Raw genomic sequence first — 16,335 nt, forward strand, 5'->3', positions numbered from 1 at the left:
TATCTCGACATGGCAGCACCTGTCTGAGGTGTTGCACTTCGTTTGTGAACTCAGAGGGGCCCCGCTTAATCCGGCTGGAAGAAAAGCGGGATCCCGGGTCAAGCCCGGGATGACGAGCTGGGTAGCGAGCTTATCGACCCGCTCAGAACTTGTTGTCCCGCGGAAAACCATTCGGCGGCAGCCGCCCCGCGGCCCCGCGCGCCACCTTCCACATCACCAAGTCCTTTTCGGTGCGGGTGCGGCCGCTCTCGCCGCCCATCGTCCACGACAGGCCCTCTTCCAGCCGCAGCGTCACCGCGTCGGACAGGCCGCCGTCGCGATAGCGCTGGAGAGTGACGCCCTGCCCCTTGGCCATGACCGGCAGTTCCTCAAGGCTGAACACCACCAGCTTGCGGTTATCGCCGACCACGGCGACGTGATCGTGCTCCGCCGGGATTTCGCGCACGATCGCGAGGCGCACGCCCGGCTTGGTCGACATGACGCCCTTGCCCTTGCGGGTCTCTGCCAGGATTTCACCGGTCTCGACCGCAAAGCCGCGCCCGGCGTTCGATGCCAGCAGCAGTTGCCCGTTCGGCTTGTGGATCAGCGCGGCGACGATCTGCGCATCGGCGTCGATATCGACCATCGTCCGGATCGGCTCGCCAAAGCCGCGCGCGCCCGGCAGCTTGTCAGCCCCCAGGGTGTAGAACCGGCCGTTGTCCGCCGCGATCAGCAGCTTGTCGGTCGTCTGCGCGTGGAAGGCAAAAGCGGGGCCATCCCCTTCCTTGAACTTGAAATCGCCCCCCTTGCTGTCAGGCCCCAGCGCCACATGCCCCCTGGCCGCCCGGATCCAGCCGCGCGCCGACAGGATCACCGTCACCGGCTCCTTCTCGATCATCGCGTCCATGCTGAATGCCACCGTCGGCGCAGCGAGCGCGATGGTGGTGCGGCGGCGTCCGAGCGCAGTGTCCTCGGCATAATCCTTGCGCAAGGCGTGAAGATCGCGCTTCAACCGGGTGCGTTGGCGCGCCGGGCTGTCGAGCAGCTTGTTGAGCTCGTCCTGCTCCTTCAGCAGGTCGTCGCGCTCCTGGCGCAGTTCCATTTCCTCCAGCCGCCGTAAGGACCGCAGCCGCATGTTGAGGATCGCCTCGGCCTGCCGGTCGGTCAGGTCGAATTCGGCCATCATCACCGGCTTGGGCTCGTCCTCGGTCCGGATGATCTCGATGATCCGGTCGAGGTTGAGGTACGCGACGATATAGCCTTCGACCAGTTCCAGCCGGCTGGCGATCTTTTCCAGCCGGTGCCGGGTGCGGCGCAGCAGGATGTCGATCTGGCTGTAGATCCACTCCGACAACAGCAGCTTGAGCCCCAGCACCCCCGGCGTGCGATGCGAATCCAGCACGTTGAGGTTGAGACTGAAACGACTTTCGAGGTCGGTCAGCCGATAGAGGCTTTCCTTCAGCAGTTCCGGATCGACATTGCGGCTCTTGGGCACGAGGACGATGCGGATGTCCTCATCGCTCTCGTCGCGCATGTCATCGAGGATCGGCAGCTTGCGATCGACGATTGCCTGGGCAATCTGCTCGATCAGCTTGCCCTTGGGCAGCATGTAGGGGATTTCGCTGATAACCAGTTGCCACTGGCCGCTGCCCAGCTTCTCGATGCCGGTCGCTTCCCAGTTGCCCTCCGCATCGCGCCCGGTGGAAAACCGCCCGCGAACCCGAAACGCACCTTTGCCGGTTTCGTAAGCGAGCGAAATCGCCTCGGGACTGTCCACCACCAGGCCGCCGGTGGGAAAGTCGGGGCCGCTGAACAGTGTCATCAGTTGAGCATGGTCGGCCTGCGGGTTGTCGATCAACAGCAGCGTCGCATCGACGATCTCGGCGACGTTGTGGCTGGGGATCGAAGTCGCCATGCCCACCGCGATGCCGGTCGCGCCGTTCGCGAGAAGATTGGGGAACAGCCCCGGAAAGATTTCCGGCTCGCTCTCTTCGCCGTTGTAGGTCGGCAGGAAATCGACCGTGCCTTCATCCAGCCCGGACATGAGTTGGATCGCCGTGCGCGTCAGCCGGGCTTCGGTATACCGATAGGCGGCGGCATTATCGCCATCGATGTTGCCGAAGTTGCCCTGCCCTTCAACCAGCGGATAGCGCAGCGAGAAATCCTGCGCGAGGCGGACCATCGCATCGTAGACCGAGGCATCGCCGTGCGGGTGATATTTGCCGATCACATCGCCGACGACGCGCGCGGATTTCTTGAACGCCTGGCCCGGATCGAGCCGAAGCTGGCGCATTGCCCACAACAGCCGGCGGTGCACCGGCTTCAGGCCGTCTCTCAGGTCCGGCAGCGAACGTGCTGTAATCGTGGACAGGGCATAGACGAGGTAACGCTGCGACAGCGCCTTGTCGAAAGGCGCGTCGATGATCGCGTCGAAGGGATCGGCTGCGTCGTTCGGGCTCACCATGGCCAAATGGCCCTAGCAACGCGCCCGGCCGAGGGGAACGCCGGGAACCGAAGTTTTCCGCCGTTCATTGATCGCCATATCCCTTTCCCCATGCCATTTATCCGGAGAACGATGATGACCAAGCCCGTGCTGATCCTGGCAACCGACGGTTTCGAGCAATCCGAACTGACCGGCCCGCGCGATGCGTTGAACAAGGCCGGGCACAAGACCGTCATCGCCAGCCTGGAACCGGGCGAGATACGCGGCTGGCAGCATACCGACTGGGGTGACAGCGTGCAGGTGGACCTGACCGTGGATGCGGTGCGCCCGGAAGAGTTCGCCGGTCTGGTCCTCCCGGGTGGCCAGATGAACCCGGACGTGCTGCGAATGAACGCCCAGGCGATCGAGATCGTTCGCGAGATGGCGGCGCTCGAACGGCCGGTCGCAGCGATCTGCCACGGGCCGTGGCTGCTGGCCGAAGCGGACCTGATCCGAGGCCGCACGGTGACAAGCTGGCCCTCGATCCGCACCGACTTGCGCAATGCAGGGGCAAACGTGGTCGATCAGGAAGTAGCGGTGGACGGCAACCTTATCACCAGTCGCAAGCCGGACGACATCCCCGCGTTTTCTCAGGCGTTGATCGATGCGCTGGAGCATGCCAGCGCCAGCGCATAACCCTCAGCCGATCTGCATATCGTGCGCGACTGCGGGGATTTTCACCCGCATGCCATCGAGCGCCGCCGTCAGGGTGATCTGGCAGGACAGCCGGCTGGTCCGCTGCACCCCGGCGGCAAGGTCGAGCATATCCTCCTCTTCACCCGAGGCCGCGGGCAGCTTTTCGAACCAATCCGGCGCGATCAGCACGTGGCAGGTCGAGCAGGCCATCTGCCCTTCACAGGTGCCTTCGAGCGGCATCCCGGCGTTCTGCGCCACTTCCAGCAGGCGCGCGCCTTCCTGCGCCGTCACCGTGGCGCGCGTGCCGTCAGCGCTCAAGAATTCAATGTTCAGCAAATTCACACTCCCTGCGCCGCTGCCGCCTCATCGATCATTGCGCAGGCATCCTCGATTTCCCGGAGCGTACTATATCGTCCGAATCCGAGACGGATAGAGCTTTTGGCCTGTTTTTCGTCCAGTCCCAGCGCCTTGAGCACATGACTGGTCCGTCCCGACCCGCTCGCGCAGGCCGATCCTGCCGAAAAGGCAAGCCCGCGCAGATCGGACATCAGCCTCGCCACGTCGAGCCCGTCGCGCCGGACGTTAAGGTTACCGCGCCAACGCGCCTGTTCGCAGCCGTTGACGGTCCACCGCGAAAGCACCCCGCGCGCGGCAGTCCACAGCGTTTCGACATGCGCCGCATCCGCCGCCATCTCTTCGCGCGCAACCACAGCAGCAGCGCCGAACCCGGCGCACAGCGCCGGTGACAGCGTGCCCGATCGCAGCCCCTGTTCCTGCCCGCCGCCATGGATCAAAGGTGCCAGCGCAACGCCGTCACGCACCCACAGCGCACCGATGCCTTTGGGGCCATAGATCTTGTGGGCCGATATCGCGATCAGGTCCGCGTCTGCGGGCGCGGTCATCTTGCCATACCCCTGCACCGCATCGCACAGGAACAGCGCGCCCGCTTCATGCGCCCGCGCCGCCAGCTCTGCGACCGGCTGCACCGTGCCGATCTCGTTATTGACCTGCATCACCGAGACCAGCCCGATTTCGCCATCGGGAACGGCCGCCGGATCGACCAGCCCCCGCCCGTCTACCGGCAGGATCGTCAGCCCCGCATCGTACACGCGCGCCGTATCCAGCACCGCGGCATGCTCGATCGCGCTGACCGCGATCCTCGTGGCAGCCGTCCCGGCGATTGCAAGGTTCAGCGCCTCGGTCGCGCCGCTGGTGAAGATCACCCGGCCGCCCGCTGGCAGCAGTGCCGCCACCTGATCGCGCGCCACTGCGACGGCGGCGGCAGCGGCGCGGCCTGGGCGGTGCGGGCTGTGCGGATTAGCGCAGCCCAGCGTATCCGGCCCGCCCAGCCACGGCAGCATCGCCTCGCGCGCTTCGGGGGCGAGCGGCGTGGTCGCCTGGTAATCGAGATAGATCATGCCCCTGCGATCTCCCGCCAGCCGGCCAGGAACCGTAGAACATCGGCCTCGCGCGTCTCCCGGCCGAGCGATACCCGGATCACCTCCGCCGCACCATCGACGTTCATCGCCGTCAATACATGGCTGGTGCGCAGCGAACCCGAGGAACAGGCGCTGCCGGCGGACACCGCGATGCCCATCCCGTCGAAACGGATGAGTTGCGCATTGGCGGACCGGCCCGGCATGCGATAGGCCGCGATCGTCGGCACCCGTTCGGCCTGCCCGGCGATCAACTGGCCGCCCATTTCGCCGATGCCTTGGTCCAGCATCGCTCGCAACCGCGCAGCCTCGATCAGCCAGCCGCGCTCCGTTTCCAGCGCCGCCACCATCGCCAGAACGCCGGGAAGGTTCTCTGTACCGGCGCGGTAGCCACGCTCCTGCCCGCCAGTGGGCGAAAGCAAAGCCCAGTCACGCACCAGCAGCGCCCCGGTGCCGATCGGCCCGCCGAACTTGTGTGCCGATAGCGCCACCAGATCGGCCGCCGGAACGGGCAGCTTCCCCGCACCCTGCGCGGCATCGACCAGTAGCACCCCGCCGCCTGCGCGCACCGCCTCGGCAATGGCGGTGAGCGGCTGAATCACCCCGGTCTCGTTATTGACCTGCTGCACGGCGACCAGCCCGGCCAGCGCACAAGTTTGCGGATCGACCAGCCCGTCAGCCCCCACTGCCAGCCGCCGGGCATCGCCCGCGTGGCGCAGCACCGCTTCATGCTCCACCGCGCTCACCGCCGCCAACGGAGCCTGCGCGCGCGTGATCGCCAGCGCCAGCGCCTCGCTCGCGCCGGAGGTGAACACCACTTCCCCATCCCAGCCCAGCGCTGCTTTCATCCGCGCGCGGCCATCCTCCAGCGCCGCGCGGGCAGCCCGCCCGGCACGGTGCGGGCTCGATGGATTGGCCCACATTTCAACGCCCTGCGCCCAGGCTTCGCGGGCCTGCGGCAGCAGCGGCGCGGTGGCCGCGTGATCGAGATAGAGGTCCTGGTAAGTCATCGCCTTCGCGAAGTTGTTTTCGTGACGAAGGAATCTATATAGCGATCCTTCACAATTTCACTGCCACGTCCATCCGCTTGCCTCTGTTTCGCGGTGGTTTCAACAGGTCAGGTCACAAAACGCTCATGCCAGCCGTTATTTTCCCCGGTCCCGAAGGTCGTCTCGAAGGTCGCTTCCAGCCCGCGCCGCGCCCGCGCGCGCCTGTGGCGATGATCCTTCACCCGCATCCGCAGGCGGGCGGGACCATGAACGACCGCGTGACCCAGCACCTCTACAAGACCTTCGTCAACCGCGGCTTTGCCACCCTGCGGTTCAACTTCCGCGGCGTCGGGCGCAGCCAGGGCAGCTTCGACAACGGCATCGGCGAACTGTCCGACGCTGCCGCCGCGCTCGACTGGGTGCAGTCCATCCACGCCGAAGCATCGACCACGTGGATCGCGGGCTATTCCTTCGGCGCGCTGATCGGCATGCAGCTCCTCATGCGCCGCCCGGAAATCCGGGGCTTCATCTCCGTTTCGCCGCCGGCCAACATGTACGATTTCAGCTTCCTTGCCCCCTGCCCCGCCTCGGGCATCATCGTCCAGGGCGCGGGTGATACGGTGGTGACGCCAAATTCGGTGCAGAAGCTGGTCGACAAGCTGCGCACCCAGAAACACATCACCATCCACCACGACGAGATCCCGCGCGCCAACCACTTCTACGAGACCGAGATCGAGCCGTTGATGGCCTCGGTCGATAACTACCTCGACATGCGCCTCTCGCCGGATTGCCCGATCAAGTAACGGTCATTTCGGCAATTGCTTCTCCGCCTCGGCCGACAGGGTCGAGCCGGAGGGGCCGGGCAGCGTCCAGATCACGATGTTCCCTGCCAGGATCGCCGCCAGCACCAGCATGAGCAAGGCTTGCCGGCGATAGCCGTCGCGCTTCCACAGGAAGAGCGCGCCAAGAACGAGGGCAATGGCGGTGAGCGAGAGCAGGGAGAGCGCCAGATCCATGGCCCGCTCCTAACCCATTGCCCCAAGGTTTGACAGCCCGCCCGCACCGGGCCATCAACCCGGCATGAACGATTTTTCAACTTCGACGCCGCTTGATCGGCGCAGCGCACTGGGCATGCTGGCGGCCTCGACGGCAGCGATTGCCTGTTCCGGCACGGTCGGCCTTGCCGGTCCGGCGCTGGCGGCGGCCCCCGCTGCACCGCCCGCCGATCCGGCCGCCGTGCTGGACCGCATGGCCTGGCGCTTGCTGGAATGCGCGCCCGAAGGAGCCACCGGGCTGGGCGTGGACACGGGCGAGCATGCGGGTCTGCGTGAGCGCCTCGAAGATCGCTCGATCGCCGGGCGGCAGGCCGTGGCGCGGGTGCTGCGCGCCGATCTCGCTACATTGTCCGCGATCGACAGCGCGCGGGTGGATCACACCACCGCCACCAGCTTCGCCGTGGTGCGCAGCGCCTATTCCACCGCTCTGGACGGCTTCGCCCTGCCTTATGGCGATGTGGCGGTGGGCGGCTGGCGCAACGCGCCCTACGTCGTCATCCAGAACGTGGGGGCATACCTTGATACGCCCAAGTTCCTTGATGCCGATCACCCCGTCAAGAATGCCGAGGATGCCGAGGCGTACCTGGCGCGGCTCACCTTTTTCGACGCGCAACTCGACGGCGAACTTGAGCGGATGCAGGTCGCCACCGCGCACGGCCTCGTCCCGCCCGATTTCCTGCTCGATCGCGCGCTGGCGCAGTTGGCCAGCACCATTGCGGACGCGCGGCGCGGCGGCGGCGGGCTGGTCCATTCACTGGTCAGCCGCACGAACGGCATTCCCGGCGACTGGTCTTCCCGTGCGACCGCCATCGTCGCCGCCAAGGTCGTCCCGGCGCTGGAACGCCAGTTGGCCGAACTCCAGCGGCAGCGCGCCGTGGCGAAGTCCGATCCCGGCATGCGCGAACGCCCCGATGGCGATGCCTTCTATGCCTGGGCCCTGCGCGCCAGCACGACCACGCGCGTGCCGCCCGCCGAAATCCACCAGCGCGGGATCGAGGAACTGGCCGCCCTCCACGCGCGGATGGAGCCGATCCTGGTCTCGCTCGGCTACACCAAGGGCACTGTCGGCCAGCGCATGGCCGCGCTCGGCAATGACAAGCGCTTCATCTTCCCCGCCGGCGATCCCGGCCGGAGCGAGATCATGGCCTTCATCCGCGCCCGCATTACCTGGATTCGCCAGCAGATGCCGCGCGCGTTCCGCCAGACGGTGCCCGGCAATGTCGAAGTGCGCCGCCTGCCCCTGTCCGAGGAACCCGGCGCACCCACCGCCTATGGCGGGGCGGGATCGAAGGACGGCAGCATCCCCGGCAAGATGTGGATCAACCTGCGCACCACCGATCTGCACCGCAAGTACGACCTGCCGACACTGGTCCACCACGAATCGATCCCCGGCCACGTCTGGCAGGGCGAATACGCCAACCGCCTGCCGCTGATCCGCTCCATCCTCGCCTTCAACGCCTATTCCGAAGGCTGGGCGCTCTATGGCGAGCAACTGGCCGACGAACTGGGCGCGTATGACAGCGACGCGGTCGGCCGGCTCGGCTATCTCCAGTCGATCGCCTTCCGCGCCTGCCGCATGGTGGTCGACACCGGCCTTCACGCCAAGGGCTGGACCCGCGAACAGGCGATCGCGTTCTTCATGGAAAAGAACGGCAACAAGCGCGAGGAAGTGGTCAACGAAGTGGACCGCTACTGCTCGTGGCCGGGCCAGGCGTGTGGTTACAAGATGGGCCACTCCGAAATCAACCGCCTGCGCGACGGCGCGAAAGCGAAGCTCGAAGGCGCATACGACCTGCGCGATTTCAACCAGGCGGTGGTGGATGGCGGCAACGTGCCGCTGGACGTGCTGGCGGGGAATGTGGACGCCTATGTGGCGCGGCGGCTGGTTTAGACGAAGCAGGCGGGCAACTGCAGGTTGTGAGGCCAAGCCGGCAAGCGGTGCCCGGGGCGCAGATACCCGCTCCGAAGTTTACAAAGGTTACAGTGTGTAACTTTCGAAAATCGCATTTTTCCGTTTTTTAACAATGCTTTGTCGGAAATATCGAAAGTCACAGTCTACGCCGCCGATTCGCTGAATCCAGTATCTCGTCATCGTGCGCGACCGGAGGTCGTGAGATGATCCAGAGGCGGCTCCAGCCGCCCTGGATTGCTTCGCCTGCGGCTCGCAATGACGAAGAATGGGTCGGGCGCTCCTCAATATATCGTGAGGTCCCGGCTGGCGAATGGCGTGCGTGGGTGGGGCGGATCGACAATGGCAAAGAGCGGCGCGGAGGATAGCGCAGGCCGGGCGGTGTAGGAAAGCGTGGGACGTCGATCTCACTACGCTCGTTGCGATTGCCAAGCACCTTAGCTATATAGTTAGCCAAGGAGACAAGCCATGGCCCAGTTTTCGGTTCACGATGCCAAGACCAACCTCTCCCGGCTGATCGCCGAAGCGCTGGCGGGGGGTGAGGTCGTGATCGCGCGCGGGAACGTGCCGGCCGTGCGCTTGGTGCCGGTCAACCCGCCGGGGCGGCGGTGTTTCGGGGCATTCAAAGGCAAAATCGCGATGGATGAACGGTTCGACGATCCGCTGCCCGAGGACGAGCTGGGCGGCTGGAACCTCGGTTGAGACTGCTGCTCGACACCCACGCGCTGATCTGGTGGCTGGCGGGCGACCAAGCGCTGAGCATGACTGCGCGAACGGCAATCGCCGACGCGGACAACGCCATCTTCGTCAGCGCCGCCTCGGCGATGGAAGTCGCCACCAAGTTCCGCATCGGCAAGCTGCCCGATGCGGTATTACTGGCGCAGGATTTCGAAACGATCATCGCCGGGCAAGGCTTCGTCGCGCTGCCGATCAGCCTCCATCACGCCCGGATGGCTGGAGAAATGAACATCCCGCACAAGAACCCGTTCGACCGCTTGCTGATCGCGCAGGCGCAAGCGGAGGATATGGCGCTGGTTTCGAACGAGGTGCTGTTCGACGGGTTCGCGGTGAAGCGGCTGTGGTAGTTTCCGGTGGCGTGGCAGTTGGAATGGGGTGCTGACTTTCGCCGGGGAAAGTGCCGTTCCGGACATGCCGACAAAAATGTCGTAACGTCCAAGGCTGCTTAGCGCCCATTCTTGCCCTAGCTTTATCCGAATTGATCTTGGAGAACAGACGGGCAATTGGCTCTTACCGAGTTAAATATTAGAGAGACCATGTATGCCCACAAAATCTAAGTCGCATGCCGAGATGGCAGATCTCTTCGCTTCTCTTGGGGCCTTCCTCGGCAAAGATATTGCCGTCGCCATTTCCGAAATTGCTGAGACTGCCGATTTTGAAATGAGCGACGCGGCAAATGAACCTTTTGTGAAGTTCATAGAATGGATCAATCCGCGCCCGGCGTTCATCGCGGCTTGGCGTAGCGATCCCGCGCTGGAGCGTAAACACTATTTGCGTTTCATGTCAGGTCTCGAAGCTGCCCGTGACGGGTATCGCGCAGCCGTGTACCATCTTGAGCGACTGCGTGGGATGGAGGACCAGTTGCACGCCATTCTCGCAAAGTTCGATTTCGCCAAGTCAGTGCCGCCCGGCAGTGTGGCGGCGATCGGGAATGCGAGACGTTGGTCATTTGAGTATCAGGCCTTTGTTCTTGCTTACAGACGTGCGCTTGACAGCGTAGCGTGGGGTCTTTCGACCTATTTCAAAGCAGAACAATCTTCTTTCAAACAGTTTGCAAAGAATCTGGCGAAACACCATCCTGCACCAGTTGCATGTGTTCTAGCAAGGGCATGCGCGCGCCACATAGAGCATTTCGATTTCGTGATCGGCACCGAGCGCGGGCGATCGGTGCGCGACAGAATTGCCCATCGCGAATCGATACAAGCTGGCTATATCAATGTTGGCGCGTTCGGCTTCCGAATTGTGGGAGGAGGTGAGCGCTTAGGCATCTCCGATTTCAACGATAGACAGCGCCTCGCCGACGTTCTCGAAAATAGACTGCAGGTGCTTCACGCCTGCCTTGCGGATATTTTAGATACTTTCCGAGAAGCAGTAACCGCTTATGAGGCGGAGGTGATCGTGTCCCCGCCCTCCCGTTAACCGAAATCCAGATTTTTCGAACGCGCGATTGTGCCGCCGTCTGAAAGCGGTGAGTTCATCTTGGATGAGCGTCAACTTTGACCGACTTCTTCGCCAGAGCCCGCCGCTCAGCTCCCGAACAGCCCCTTCGCCAGTCTGCCCAGATCGTTCAGCGGATTGCCGTCGCCGTCCTTGTCGAAGAACGCCGAGATCTTCGACGGGTCCGCAGCGATGGCGCTGGCGAACTGGGAGAGCGAGCCTTCGCCGCCGATCGCGCCGATCACCTGCTGGATGGTGCCGAGATCGAGACCGGTCTTTTCAGCGGCCAGCGTGGCCGTATCGCCGGGTTGCTGATGCGCGACGCCGAGCGCGGCGATGGCTTTTTCGGCCATGGCGGGATCGATACCGAGCTTGCCGGCAAGGTTCGCCACATCGGCATGTTCGCTCACCTGGCCGAGGATGCCGTCGAAAAGTCCCATAGCGCGTCTCCTGGATAGGCGGCCACTGCATACCCCTTGCGCCTGCAAGTCAAGCGCCGGGAGCGCGCGTCAGATTTCGGGCGGCGCAATCGGCGCGAGGTCGGGCTCCACCCAGGCCCTTCGCGCTGCGATCGAGAACAGGCGGTCCCGGCTGTAGTGGCTGAGCGGCCAGTCGCGCAGGGCGATCGGGCTGGCCAGCAGCGCCTGGACCGTATCGGCCAACGACCCGCCGCCATGGCGCGCCAGGAACGCACGGATCGCGCGGATATAAAGCTGGGTGACGGTTTCGTGATAGCCCTGCGTATCGTCGTTCACGCCGCCCAGGCTTTCGTTGTAGCCGGCGATGATGCCCGGCATGTCGCGCTCGGGCACGATCTCCGGGCGCTCCACAAGCAGAAAGACGCACGCGGCCAGATGGGCCTCGTGCGTCCATTCCTGTTTCGGCAATGTCCGGTGGATCAGGCCTTCGCCGATCCGCCGCACACTCGCGTCATCGGCGAAGGCGCGGTGGGCACCCTCGCTCATGACCGATAGTCTCAGGCTGCGACCGGGGCGGCCTTGCGCACGCCTTCATCGACATGCGCTTCGAACTGGGCGAAGTTGTCGATGAACTTGCGGACCAGTTCCTGCGCCGTCTTGTCGTACTCGGCCGGGTCGGCCCAGGCACCGCGCGGGTCGAGCAGCTTGCTGTCAACCCCGGCAACGGCGACCGGAACTTCGAAGCCGAAGTTGGGATCTTCCTTGAACTCGGCGCTGTTGAGGCTGCCGTCGAGCGCGGCGTTGAGCAGCGCGCGGGTTGCCTTGATCGGCATCCGCTTGATGCCTTCCATGGTGGCCTTGCCGCCCGACCAGCCGGTGTTGACCAGCCAGCACTTCACGCCGCCCTTGGCGATGCGCTCCTTGAGGAGGTTGCCGTAGATCGACGGGTGACGCGGCATGAACGGCGCGCCGAAGCAGGTGGAGAAGGTGGCTTCCGGCTCGGTCACGCCGATTTCGGTTCCGGCGACGCGCGCGGTGTAGCCCGAAAGGAAGTGATACATCGCCTGATCGGGCGTGAGGCGCGCGATCGGAGGCAGCACGCCATAGGCATCCGCCGTCAGGAAGATGATGTTCTGCGGCACCGGGCCGAGGTTTTCGGCCGAGGTGTTGGGGATGAAGTCGATCGGGTAGGAGCCGCGGCTGTTTTCGGCCAGCGACGCATCGTCGAGATCGATTTCGCGGGTTTCGGCATCGATCACCACGTTTTCCAGCACCGTGCCGAAACGCTTGGTGGTGGCGAAGATTTCCGGCTCGGCTTCGGCCGAAAGGCGGATCATCTTGGCGTAGCAGCCGCCTTCGAAGTTGAACACGGCGGTGTCCGACCAGCCATGCTCGTCATCACCGATGAGCTGGCGCGAAGCATCGGCCGAGAGCGTGGTCTTGCCGGTGCCGGAAAGGCCGAAGAACACGGCGGTATCGCCATCGGGGCCGATGTTGGCCGAGCAGTGCATCGGCATGACGCCCTTGACCGGCAGCAGGTAGTTGAGAATGCCGAACACCGACTTCTTCATTTCGCCGGCATACTTGGTGCCGCCGATCAGGATCAGCTTCTCCGAGAAGTTGACCGCGATGACGGTCTCGGTGCGGCTGCCGTGGCGGGCCGGATCGGCCTGGAAACTGGGCAGATCGATGATCGTGTATTCGGGGGTGAAGCCGGCGAGTTCATCGGCGGTGGGACGGACCAGCAGGGTGCGGATGAAGAGATTGTGCCAGGCGAGTTCGTTGATCACGCGCACCTTGACGCGGTTCTCGGCCTGCGAGCCGCCGAACAGATCGGCGACATAGAGCTTGTCCTTGCCGCCCAGCGCGGTGATGAAATCCGCCTTGAGGTTGGCGAAGTGCTCCGGCGTCATCGGCACGTTGGTCTTGCCCCACCAGATCGTGTCTTCGGTTTCGGCATCGCGGACGATGAACTTGTCCTTGGCCGAGCGGCCCGTGTGCTTGCCGGTCTCGACGACGAAAGGACCGTCCTTGGCCAGCACACCCTCGCCGTTGCGGACGGCGTGTTCAACCAGGGGAGCCGTGCCCAGATTGGCGAAAATCTCGGCGTTGGTTTCGATGCCCTGTTTGGCGAGCGGGTAGCTAAGCGCAGCGGTCAATGTCATCTCCTCGAAAGTCGCAACGGGCAAAGGAACACCCGTGATCAAACCTGCAATTCCGTCCCAAGAATCGAGCGGCGAATAGTCGACGCATCCTTTTCCGTCAAATTGCGCAAAATTGGAACCTTATCGTGCACACATACCCGCTGGGGATGGCGCAAATCCGCAATTGTCAGGGCCGATCCGAAGCGCTAGCAACGCAGGCAGGCGGAAAATTACGTTTGCACTGCAGCATGACAGCAAGCCCCCAGGTCCCGGAGCCGGCCACCGCCGAGTCGCTGCCCAGCCCCGGCGGCCGCAAATGTATCGCGCTCGTCGATGATGATCGCAACATCCTGACCACCGTGTCGATCGGCCTCCAGGCCGAAGGCTTTGCAACCCGCGTCTATACCGACGGCGAAAAGGCGCTACGCGCGCTACTGGATAACCCGCCCGATCTGGCCATCTTCGATATCAAGATGCCGCGCATGGACGGCCTGCGCCTGCTGCAAGCACTGCGCGCGCAGTCCAGCCTGCCGGTCATCTTCCTGACATCGAAGGACGAGGAGCCGGACGAGGCGCTGGGGCTGGCGCTGGGCGCGGATGATTACATCACCAAACCGTTCAGCCAGCGCCTGCTGGTGGCGCGCATTCGCGCCATCCTGCGCCGGGCGGAACTGGCCGGCGTCCCACCGGAGGACCGCGATGCCGAAAGCGTGCCCGAGGCACTGGTGCGCGGCCGGCTGAGGCTTGATCCGGCCCGCCACGAAGTAGCGTGGGGTGGCCGGCCGGTGGCGCTGACGGTGACCGAACTGCTGATCCTCGAAGCGCTGGCGACGCGGCCCGGCGTGGTCAAGAGCCGCAACCAGTTGCTGGACGCGGCCTATCACGAAGACGTCTTCGTCGATGACCGCACGATCGACAGCCATATCAAGCGCCTGCGCCGCAAGTTCCGCGCGGTCGATTCCGAGTTCGCCGGGATCGAGACCCATTACGGTGCCGGCTATGCCTTTTCGGACGGCTAGGTCGGAGCGGGATCTCCTTTCACCGCTGCACCGCTTCACCGCAACCCGGCTCGGCATTTCCTGGCGCGTCTCGCTCACCGCGCGCATCCTTGCGGTCAACATCATCGCCCTGGCCCTGATGGCCGGCGGGCTGTTCTATATCGACAGCTATCGCCGCGAACTGCTGGCCGAGCGCTTCCGCCTGGCGCGGGGCGAGGCCGAGATCGCCGCCGATGCGCTGTCGGGCGCGGCCGGGGCGGAGCGGGACCGGATCATGGTCGCGATCGGCACGCGGCAGGACCTGCGCCTGCGGCTCTACGGCGCGGATGGCCGGCTGCTGGCCGACACCTTCCGCCTCGCCCCGCCCTCCTACGTGCTGATCGATCCCGCGACCGAACCGTGGTACCAGCAGACCGCCCGCATGCTCGATCGCGGGATGGACGCGATCCTCGGCGCGCCGCCGATCCCGCGCTATCACGATGCGCCGGACACCACGGCGGCCGACTGGCCGGAAATCCGCACCGCGCTGGCCAAGCGCATCACCAGCACGCACCAGCTCGCGGCGCCGGATCGCACGCCGGTCATTGTCGCCGCCACGCCGGTCGGCACCGGCGGCACGGCGCTGCTCGTCACCCGCAACGCGCGGGACATTACCGAGAACGTGCGCGAGGCCCGCCAGACGCTCGCGATCATCGTGGCCGGCGCGCTTGGCGTGTCGATCCTGCTTTCTCTGTTCCTGGCGCGGACCATCGTCGAGCCGCTGCGCAAGCTGGTTCGCGCGGCGGTGCGCGTGCGGCTGGGCCGTGATCGCAGCGTGGTGGTTCCCCGCCTGCCCGACCGGCGTGACGAGATCGGCCTGCTCGCCCGCGCCATTTCGGACATGACCGCCGCGCTGCGCCAGCGGATCGACGCGGTGGAAAGCTTCGCCGCCGATGTCGCGCACGAATTGAAGAACCCGCTCACCTCGCTGCGCAGCGCGCTGGAAAGCCTTGATCGGGTGGCCGATCCGGACTTGCGCCGGCAACTGCTCGGCATTGCCGCTGACGATGTACGGCGGATCGACTTCCTCGTCACCGAAATCGCCGACGCCAGCCGGATCGACGCGCAATTGAGCCGCGCCACGTTCGAGCCGGTCGATATGTGGCGGCTGGTCAACGGCCTGGTGGGCGAGCGCGATCAGCGCGGCGTCAACGGGGCCTGCCGCGTCCTCGTCAGCCGCCGCGACGCCGAGGATCTCGTGGTGGCAGGCGATGCCGCCCAGCTCGAACGGGTGCTGCACAACCTGCTCGATAATGCCGTGTCGTTCTCGCACGAAGGAACGGCGATCGAGGTCGAGCTGTCGCGCAGCGGCCCGCGCGTCCAGATCGCGGTATCCGATCACGGCCCCGGCATCCCCGCCGAGGTGCGCGAAAAGGTGTTCGAGCGGTTCCATTCGCTACGCCCCTCGGACGAGGCTTTCGGCAAGCACAGCGGCCTCGGGCTGGCGATCGGCCGGACCATTGCCGAGGCCCACTACGGCAAGCTGGTAGCCCTGCCACGCCACGATGGACGGCCCGGCGCGCGGCTGCTGGTCTCGCTTCCGGCATGGCAACGCGAGGATGCGGCCGGTGGCTGAGCCGCCCTCCCTCTCACCCATCGCCCGGCAGACCACCTGCATCGCCATCGGCGGGCGCGCGGTGCTGATCACCGGCGCACCCGGAACCGGCAAGTCGAGCCTCGCGCTCATGCTGATCGATCGCGGCGCGCTGCTCGTCGGCGATGACAGCGTCATGCTGCAAGCACGCGCCGGCACGCTTTACGCCGCGCCGCATCCGCAGACGCGCGGGCTGCTCGAAGTGCGCAACCTGGGCCTGCTGCCGTTTCCCTGCGCGGATGATGTGCCGGTGGCGCTGTCGATCCACCTCGATCCCGCCGCGCCGCGCTTCATCGAGACGCCGGAAGAAGTGGCGCTGCTGGGCGTATCGCTGCCCCACTTGCGCCTCTGGCCCGAGCCGGCGTTGCTGCCGCGCAAGGTCGAACTCGCGCTCGATCGCTACGGCGCGCAAATCGGTTGAAGGTTCGGCGGTGACGGCGACACCCCCTTCCTTTTCCCCGGTGCCGGGCGCAAAGTGAT

General features: G+C 65.2%; 17 protein-coding genes. 9 read left to right on the forward strand and 8 right to left on the reverse strand.

The genetic code is table 11. The features are described 5' to 3' along the window. Positions 1-142 precede the first annotated feature (142 nt). Complete coding sequence (parC, locus tag IE122_RS15540; protein WP_189622170.1) at positions 143-2,443, reverse strand: DNA topoisomerase IV subunit A; 2,301 nt, start codon at positions 2,441-2,443, stop codon at positions 143-145. 114 nt (positions 2,444-2,557) lie between these two features. Here parC and IE122_RS15545 point away from each other — a divergent pair, with 114 nt between their 5' ends. Next, a complete protein-coding gene (locus IE122_RS15545) occupies positions 2,558-3,097 on the forward strand; it encodes a type 1 glutamine amidotransferase domain-containing protein (RefSeq protein ID WP_189622226.1) in 540 nt (179 codons plus the stop codon). 3 nt (positions 3,098-3,100) lie between these two features. On the opposite strand, the gene IE122_RS15550 is transcribed toward IE122_RS15545, so the two are convergent. From IE122_RS15550 to IE122_RS15560, 3 genes are read right to left on the reverse strand one after another with little or no spacing between them, the layout of a single operon-like run. Then, positions 3,101-3,433: a 2Fe-2S iron-sulfur cluster-binding protein gene (locus tag IE122_RS15550; RefSeq protein WP_189622171.1), complete on the reverse strand. Its 333-nt coding sequence runs from the start codon at positions 3,431-3,433 to the stop codon at positions 3,101-3,103. A gap of 2 nt (positions 3,434-3,435) precedes the next feature. Further along, on the reverse strand, positions 3,436-4,515 hold the full coding sequence (locus tag IE122_RS15555; RefSeq protein ID WP_189622172.1) for a cysteine desulfurase family protein: 1,080 nt from the start codon (positions 4,513-4,515) through the stop codon (positions 3,436-3,438). After that, a complete protein-coding gene (locus tag IE122_RS15560; protein WP_189622173.1) occupies positions 4,512-5,543 on the reverse strand; it encodes a cysteine desulfurase family protein in 1,032 nt (343 codons plus the stop codon). Before IE122_RS15560 ends, IE122_RS15555 begins: the two co-directional genes overlap by 4 nt. 125 nt (positions 5,544-5,668) lie before the next feature. Here IE122_RS15560 and IE122_RS15565 point away from each other — a divergent pair, with 125 nt between their 5' ends. Beyond that, positions 5,669-6,325, forward strand: a complete 657-nt coding sequence (locus IE122_RS15565) for an alpha/beta hydrolase (protein WP_189622174.1) — start codon at positions 5,669-5,671, stop codon at positions 6,323-6,325. Between the two features lie 3 nt (positions 6,326-6,328). Here IE122_RS15565 and IE122_RS15570 read toward each other — a convergent pair whose 3' ends face one another. Further along, positions 6,329-6,538, reverse strand: coding sequence for a hypothetical protein (locus IE122_RS15570; RefSeq protein ID WP_189622175.1), 210 nt, complete (start codon positions 6,536-6,538; stop codon positions 6,329-6,331). A gap of 64 nt (positions 6,539-6,602) precedes the next feature. Between IE122_RS15570 and IE122_RS15575 the strand changes: the two genes are divergently transcribed. The 4 genes from IE122_RS15575 (at position 6,603) to IE122_RS15590 (ending at position 10,643) form a co-directional block, all read left to right on the forward strand. Then, a complete protein-coding gene (locus IE122_RS15575; protein ID WP_189622176.1) occupies positions 6,603-8,468 on the forward strand; it encodes a DUF885 domain-containing protein in 1,866 nt (621 codons plus the stop codon). A 486-nt stretch (positions 8,469-8,954) separates the two neighbouring features. Then, the gene (locus IE122_RS15580) at positions 8,955-9,188 is read left to right on the forward strand and encodes a type II toxin-antitoxin system Phd/YefM family antitoxin (RefSeq protein WP_189622177.1); all 234 of its coding nucleotides are present in this window, start codon (positions 8,955-8,957) and stop codon (positions 9,186-9,188) included. Beyond that, the gene (locus IE122_RS15585; protein WP_189622178.1) at positions 9,185-9,571 is read left to right on the forward strand and encodes a type II toxin-antitoxin system VapC family toxin; all 387 of its coding nucleotides are present in this window, start codon (positions 9,185-9,187) and stop codon (positions 9,569-9,571) included. The genes IE122_RS15580 and IE122_RS15585 overlap by 4 nt, the downstream gene beginning before the upstream one ends. 223 nt (positions 9,572-9,794) lie before the next feature. Next, positions 9,795-10,643 carry a hypothetical protein gene (locus tag IE122_RS15590; RefSeq protein WP_189622179.1) on the forward strand — a complete coding sequence of 283 codons (849 nt, stop codon included), beginning with the start codon at positions 9,795-9,797 and terminating at the stop codon, positions 10,641-10,643. Positions 10,644-10,750: 107 nt separating this feature from the next. On the opposite strand, the gene IE122_RS15595 is transcribed toward IE122_RS15590, so the two are convergent. From IE122_RS15595 to IE122_RS15605, 3 genes are all read right to left on the reverse strand, one after another. Then, positions 10,751-11,101 carry a hypothetical protein gene (locus IE122_RS15595; protein ID WP_189622180.1) on the reverse strand — a complete coding sequence of 117 codons (351 nt, stop codon included), beginning with the start codon at positions 11,099-11,101 and terminating at the stop codon, positions 10,751-10,753. A 69-nt stretch (positions 11,102-11,170) separates the two neighbouring features. Further along, a complete protein-coding gene (locus tag IE122_RS15600; RefSeq protein WP_189622181.1) occupies positions 11,171-11,626 on the reverse strand; it encodes a phage tail protein in 456 nt (151 codons plus the stop codon). Between the two features lie 11 nt (positions 11,627-11,637). Beyond that, positions 11,638-13,239 (reverse strand): phosphoenolpyruvate carboxykinase, encoded by a 1,602-nt coding sequence (locus IE122_RS15605; RefSeq protein ID WP_373299145.1) that lies wholly within the window; start codon positions 13,237-13,239, stop codon positions 11,638-11,640. A 233-nt stretch (positions 13,240-13,472) separates the two neighbouring features. On the opposite strand from IE122_RS15605, the gene IE122_RS15610 reads away from it, so the two are divergent. Genes IE122_RS15610 through IE122_RS15620 form a run of 3 tightly spaced genes read left to right on the forward strand, consistent with a single transcriptional unit; the run spans position 13,473 to position 16,276 of the window. Continuing rightward, positions 13,473-14,243: a response regulator transcription factor gene (locus tag IE122_RS15610; RefSeq protein ID WP_189622183.1), complete on the forward strand. Its 771-nt coding sequence runs from the start codon at positions 13,473-13,475 to the stop codon at positions 14,241-14,243. Then, the gene (locus tag IE122_RS15615) at positions 14,224-15,837 is read left to right on the forward strand and encodes a sensor histidine kinase (RefSeq protein ID WP_189622184.1); all 1,614 of its coding nucleotides are present in this window, start codon (positions 14,224-14,226) and stop codon (positions 15,835-15,837) included. Before IE122_RS15610 ends, IE122_RS15615 begins: the two co-directional genes overlap by 20 nt. Beyond that, a complete protein-coding gene (locus IE122_RS15620; RefSeq protein ID WP_229814261.1) occupies positions 15,830-16,276 on the forward strand; it encodes an HPr kinase/phosphorylase in 447 nt (148 codons plus the stop codon). The genes IE122_RS15615 and IE122_RS15620 overlap by 8 nt, the downstream gene beginning before the upstream one ends. Positions 16,277-16,335: the final 59 nt, after the last annotated feature.

It is taken from the genome of Novosphingobium colocasiae (assembly GCF_014652555.1).
Taxonomy (GTDB): domain Bacteria; phylum Pseudomonadota; class Alphaproteobacteria; order Sphingomonadales; family Sphingomonadaceae; genus Novosphingobium; species Novosphingobium colocasiae.

Bases quoted from the DNA above. Each gene is read 5' to 3' on its own strand.
- parC (WP_189622170.1), bottom strand. From the start codon at position 2,443: ATGGTGAGCCCGAACGACGCAGCCGATCCCTTCGACGCGATCATCGAC.
- IE122_RS15545 (WP_189622226.1), top strand. From the start codon at position 2,558: ATGACCAAGCCCGTGCTGATCCTGGCAACCGACGGTTTCGAGCAATCC.
- IE122_RS15555 (WP_189622172.1), bottom strand. From the start codon at position 4,515: ATGATCTATCTCGATTACCAGGCGACCACGCCGCTCGCCCCCGAAGCG.
- IE122_RS15560 (WP_189622173.1), bottom strand. From the start codon at position 5,543: ATGACTTACCAGGACCTCTATCTCGATCACGCGGCCACCGCGCCGCTG.
- IE122_RS15565 (WP_189622174.1), top strand. From the start codon at position 5,669: ATGCCAGCCGTTATTTTCCCCGGTCCCGAAGGTCGTCTCGAAGGTCGC.
- IE122_RS15570 (WP_189622175.1), bottom strand. From the start codon at position 6,538: ATGGATCTGGCGCTCTCCCTGCTCTCGCTCACCGCCATTGCCCTCGTT.
- IE122_RS15575 (WP_189622176.1), top strand. From the start codon at position 6,603: ATGAACGATTTTTCAACTTCGACGCCGCTTGATCGGCGCAGCGCACTG.
- IE122_RS15580 (WP_189622177.1), top strand. From the start codon at position 8,955: ATGGCCCAGTTTTCGGTTCACGATGCCAAGACCAACCTCTCCCGGCTG.
- IE122_RS15590 (WP_189622179.1), top strand. From the start codon at position 9,795: ATGGCAGATCTCTTCGCTTCTCTTGGGGCCTTCCTCGGCAAAGATATT.
- IE122_RS15595 (WP_189622180.1), bottom strand. From the start codon at position 11,101: ATGGGACTTTTCGACGGCATCCTCGGCCAGGTGAGCGAACATGCCGAT.
- IE122_RS15600 (WP_189622181.1), bottom strand. From the start codon at position 11,626: ATGAGCGAGGGTGCCCACCGCGCCTTCGCCGATGACGCGAGTGTGCGG.
- IE122_RS15610 (WP_189622183.1), top strand. From the start codon at position 13,473: ATGACAGCAAGCCCCCAGGTCCCGGAGCCGGCCACCGCCGAGTCGCTG.
- IE122_RS15615 (WP_189622184.1), top strand. From the start codon at position 14,224: ATGCCTTTTCGGACGGCTAGGTCGGAGCGGGATCTCCTTTCACCGCTG.